The organism is Ruminococcus sp. RTP21484sp1_RTP21277st1_D2_RTP21277_210401 (assembly GCF_040924225.1).
Lineage (GTDB): Bacteria > Bacillota > Clostridia > Lachnospirales > Lachnospiraceae > Blautia_A > Blautia_A faecis.
This window is the reverse complement of sequence record NZ_JBCOMJ010000062.1, coordinates 1-4,628: the sequence shown is the minus strand read 5'-3', so window position 1 is coordinate 4,628 and position 4,628 is coordinate 1. Positions and strand designations below refer to the sequence as shown.

At 44.1% G+C, this 4,628-nt stretch carries 4 protein-coding genes; 3 read left to right on the top strand and 1 reads right to left on the bottom strand.

All coding sequences use genetic code 11. The annotated features are described in order from the left end of the window. Positions 1 to 2 precede the first annotated feature (2 nt). On the bottom strand, positions 3 to 2,516 hold the full coding sequence (locus tag AB5706_RS22910) for an HD domain-containing phosphohydrolase (protein ID WP_368366335.1): 2,514 nt from the start codon (positions 2,514 to 2,516) through the stop codon (positions 3 to 5). A gap of 261 nt (positions 2,517 to 2,777) precedes the next feature. Between AB5706_RS22910 and AB5706_RS22905 the strand changes: the two genes are divergently transcribed. The 3 genes from AB5706_RS22905 to AB5706_RS22895 all read left to right on the top strand — a co-directional run. After that, positions 2,778 to 3,293: a cysteine hydrolase family protein gene (locus AB5706_RS22905; RefSeq protein WP_173770231.1), complete on the top strand. Its 516-nt coding sequence runs from the start codon at positions 2,778 to 2,780 to the stop codon at positions 3,291 to 3,293. A 256-nt stretch (positions 3,294 to 3,549) separates the two neighbouring features. Next, entirely contained in the window at positions 3,550 to 4,236 is a 687-nt protein-coding gene (locus AB5706_RS22900) for a response regulator transcription factor (protein ID WP_195477960.1), read from the top strand. After that, positions 4,226 to 4,628: hypothetical protein (locus AB5706_RS22895; RefSeq protein WP_368366334.1), on the top strand; the 403-nt coding region annotated here is incomplete at its 3' end. The genes AB5706_RS22900 and AB5706_RS22895, both read left to right, overlap by 11 nt.

Genomic DNA, 4,628 nt, shown 5'->3' with positions numbered 1-4,628 from the left:
GCCTATATTTTAACACAATGAAAGGAACCTGCGAACAGATTCCTTTCCATTTTTTTCTTAAGTTTATGATGTTGTGCATAGCTGCCACTTTTGCGAAGCGCGTCTGCCACCTGCTGAAGATCCCTGGCAGTACCTGGTGAATCGGAAGAGGAATGACTGATCTGATGATAAAAGGAAAAGTGATTTTTACCATTTTGCTTTACATTGTATAATGCCTTATCTGCTTTGGAATAACAGTCTGCAAAGGTATCGCTGGTAGTGCACATATACAAACCGGCAGACAGAGCAGCATCTTTGATTTCAGGATCAGCTTCTGCGATGGAATGGAAGTGGTGGAAAAGCCGTGTCGTTAGTTTCGACACATTTTCAGCACTTATGTCTGGCAGAAACAGAAGAAATTCATCTCCACCAAGACGACAGGCAATACCGTTGGCTGTATAGCGTGAAAGCAGGGTTCCCAGATTCCTTAAGGCGCGGTCACCGGCCATGTGTCCATAAACGTCATTGATTTTTTTCAGATTATCCATATCAAGGAAAATAAGACAGCCGTTATGTTCCTGCATGAATTCTGCAATAAGCCGCTCTCCAAGGCTTCTCATAGGAAGACCGGTCAGGAAATCATAATTCTTTGAATCCTCCTGGTTCTTTATGGTGCTGACTACTTCTGAAATGAATTTGTTAATGGTGTGGTCAGCCTCTGGTGGAGCTGTTATTTCCTGTGTGCGGATATTGTGGAGAACAACACGCTTTTCATCTAATAGCTTTAAAAATACATCTGTAATTTCCGGATCAAACTGTTTCCCGCGGTTCTTACTGATTTCCTCCCGGATCATTTCCGGAGGAAGTGCATTTCGGTAAATTCTGCGGGAATTCATGGCATCATAGCTGTCTGCCATTGCGGTGATGCGTGCATGAATGGGAATTTCGACACCGGAAAGCCCGTCTGGATATCCATTTCCATCATACCGTTCGTGATGATTTCTGGCCACTTCAACAATATGAGGGACAAAGGTAATATCCTTCAGTATTTCTGCACCGACGACGGTATGTTTTTTTATCAGATTATACTCGTCATCTGTAAGTCTGGAGGGCTTGTTTAAGATCAGATCCGGAATACCAATTTTTCCAATATCATGAAGGTAAGCGGCATGCTTTAACTGCTGGATTTCCTCTGAAGACCATCCAAGTTCGGCTGCAATAAGTGCGGCATATTCTGCAACCCGGTAGGAATGTCCGCGGGTGTATTCGTCTTTAGCCTCGATGGTGGTGGACAAAGTCTGCATCATTTGCAGGGAAAGGTTCTCTGTCTGCTTCTGTTTGTGTTCCAGCTCCAGCTGCTGGCGCGCATTCTCTATATGCTGAATGCTTCGAAGAGTTCGGACAATGTTGACAAACAGCAGAATGAGCATTCCAATGCCGATAAAAAGACCGGACAGGGATGTGACAAAATATACAGAGACGCATTCAGCTGCAACGCAAAGCAAAACGAGCAAATGAGCCAGGAGCAGAAGATGGTCTGAGGCTTTTTTTCTGTGGCGGATGTAGAGGCAGAGATGGATAAACACCATCAGGAATGTACCTATCAGTATGATCTGTCCCAGGGGGAGGGTTTCAATGTAGTCTGCAATATTTGCTATGGCCAGAATAGAGCAGACTGTAAAATCCAGTAGGGAGATTCCGATTACAATATGATAAAGTCTGCGGTGAAGCCCATTCTGTACATTGTCTGCATAAAGCAGAAGGGGAATCGGTCCAAGAAGGATCATAACGAAGCATAAGGAAGCCAGGGCAGATGAGTTTGGAATCAGCAGCTGGCGGATCTTGGACTCACCCAGCATCCAGGTTGCTCCCATTATCATGCACCAGCCAAGATATTCCATGTCAAAGCTTGTGTGGTACACAAAACCAAGGGTAAGGCTGAAAAGAATGGTGGTCAGTCCTGCAAACAGGGTGAAAAATGCGATGTAAGTGGCCTGTCCGTAATGGTTAAAGATCAGCTGCCAGATGTCAGCTTTATCTCCGCAGAAAATCTGGTTCACAACACCGGAATAGTTGGAGGTGTAGGTGGTCAGTTCAATGCGGAGCTCCTTTCCGGCATCTTCATGGGAGGTGGAGCAGAAAATGAAACGGCTGGCGGAATTTTTCCCAATCAGACGGGTTTTACTGGTGCTATACTGCTCTCTTAAGGTGCCGTCTATGTAGATGTTTATGTCCTGCAGGGAGGAACGAATCGCTATAGATGAGGCATCAAAATCTGCCGGAAGGGTAGATGTGATGACCATGGTTTCGCCTGCGGGAACATCATAGGAACCGGGAACTGTGATTTCTTCAGTGGTGCCGTCAGACTTTTCCCAGGTAAAGGTTCCGGGATAGAGGAGGGACGGAGAGTTTCCACTGACAGTTCTTTCATCAGCACCGAAAAACTGCATGAAAATGAACCATCCAAGAATGGCGAGCATCAGAAAATAGAAAATGTATCTTGGTCCCTGGCGGGCAGGTGATTTCTCCTTGGTCATGGTAATTCTCCTTGTATGTGAGTGGTGTTAATTTTTGTGATTATTAATTGTATTATACTATATATGAAAAGATTCATCAAAACATTATTATTCATAATGGTTGGAAAAATTTTTAAAATCTTTCAGAAATCTGACCGTTTCGGTATACGAAATTCCAATAAAGTGGTATAGTTAATTTAAATAAGTTTTACAAAAATATGTGGTGTTTGGGATGAATTGAGAAAAATTCTGTCAAAAAACATGTGAAGTACGGGGGAAAATATGGATATTTTAGTTGTGATCGATATGCAGAATGATTTTATTGACGGAGCGCTTGGCACACCGGAGGCGGAAGCGATTGTGCCTAATGTGGTGGACAGAGTGAAGAATTTCAATGGTCTTGTGCTGGCGACCAGGGATACTCACGGCGGGGATTATCTGCAGACCCAAGAAGGCAGAATGCTTCCTGTAGAGCATTGCATCCGCGGCACCTATGGCTGGGAGATCCGGGAGGAGATCGCAGAGCTCCTGGAGTCCGGACCCATTGACAAGCCGACCTTTGGCAGCGAAACTCTGGGAAAAGTCCTGAAAGAATTTAATAAATCAGAGACCATTGACAGCATTACACTGGTAGGGCTTTGCACAGATATCTGTGTGATTTCCAATGCTATGCTGCTGAAAGCATTTTTGCCGGAGGTACCGATCATGGTAGACTCTCTTTGCTGCGCCGGAGTGACACCGGAGAGTCATGAGCGGGCGCTGGAAGCGATGAAAGCCTGCCAGATAGAGGTCCTTTAGGGAGCCATGAGAAAATAGAATTTGGAAGTGGTTGCTAAAAAAAATGCCGCAAAGTCACGGAAAGTGGTGATTTTGTGGCATTTTTATTTTTCTGCGTCAAAAGAAAACTTATTTTCTCATATTTCCATCAAAATCACATGATACTATATTAAATAAATTGCGGCTTCTGTCTGATGGGAAACCGCAATGGATTACAAGAGCCTGTTTGAAATACAGAAAGCCTTATGGGACAGGCTTTAAGAGAGAGGAAAGAGCCGTGAAAAAAATAGAGATTCTTGTTGTAGAGGATGAACCGAAATTAGCACAGACGATTTCTGACTTTCTGAGGATTCAGAACTATGAAGTAGAGACAGCACTGACCGGGAACAAAGCCCTGGAATATTTTTGCCAGAATAAGCAGAAGGTGGATCTGATCCTTCTGGATCTTATGCTGCCGGATATTTCCGGATATACCGTATTGAAAGAAATCAGGAAAATATCGGAGGTTCCGGTTATTATTTTGTCTGCAAGGTCGGCCGTGGCAGACCAGATGAGCGGATTTGAGAAAGGTGCAGACGATTATATCACCAAGCCCTTTACTCTGGCTCTTGTGAAAATGCACATTGAGGCGGTGCTGAAGCGTGCCGGGAAGCTGCGGACTATGGTGGAATACAACGATCTGCAGGCAGATGTGAATGCACAGCTTTTATTTTACAAAGAGCAGCATATCCCCACCACCAGGAAAGAATTTGATCTGATAGTTTATTTCATGGAGCATCCGGGAATTGTTCTGCCCAGAGATACCATACTGAATGCGGTGTGGGAATACGATTATGCAGGTGATGTGCGGACCATTGATACTCTGGTGAAGCAGCTGCGGAAAAAACTTGGAGAAGGCTGCAATTATATCCGGACTGTTTACGGCGTGGGCTACATCTTCGGGGAGGACATCCATGAAAATTAAAAAAGATTTCTGGAGAAATGGGAAAGCACTGTGGATTCAGATTATTGCTTTTGCACTGGCAGTCATTCTGTATAGTGTGTGCTGTTATCCCATATATACTTCATCAAAGGCCAGAATCATGCGTCAGCTGTATGAAGATATTCATGACATGGATCTTGAGGAACTTAGCGAGGACGACGAAGAAACACTTGGTGATTATCAGAAAGAAAAATTTGAGACTATAATTGCGAATGAAAATTATGAGCAGATTTATACGTCCAGATCATCTCTGAAAACTATGCAGTCCCGTAAGTACATAGAAAACAAAATTGCCCAGTACACAGAAGAAGGAACCCTGGAACAGCGTCGCATGGAATCCCGGCATATTCTGATGTTTCGTGGGAAGATTATAC

Bases quoted from the DNA above. Each gene is read 5' to 3' on its own strand.
- AB5706_RS22905 (WP_173770231.1), top strand. From the start codon at position 2,778: ATGGATATTTTAGTTGTGATCGATATGCAGAATGATTTTATTGACGGA.
- AB5706_RS22910 (WP_368366335.1), bottom strand. From the start codon at position 2,516: ATGACCAAGGAGAAATCACCTGCCCGCCAGGGACCAAGATACATTTTC.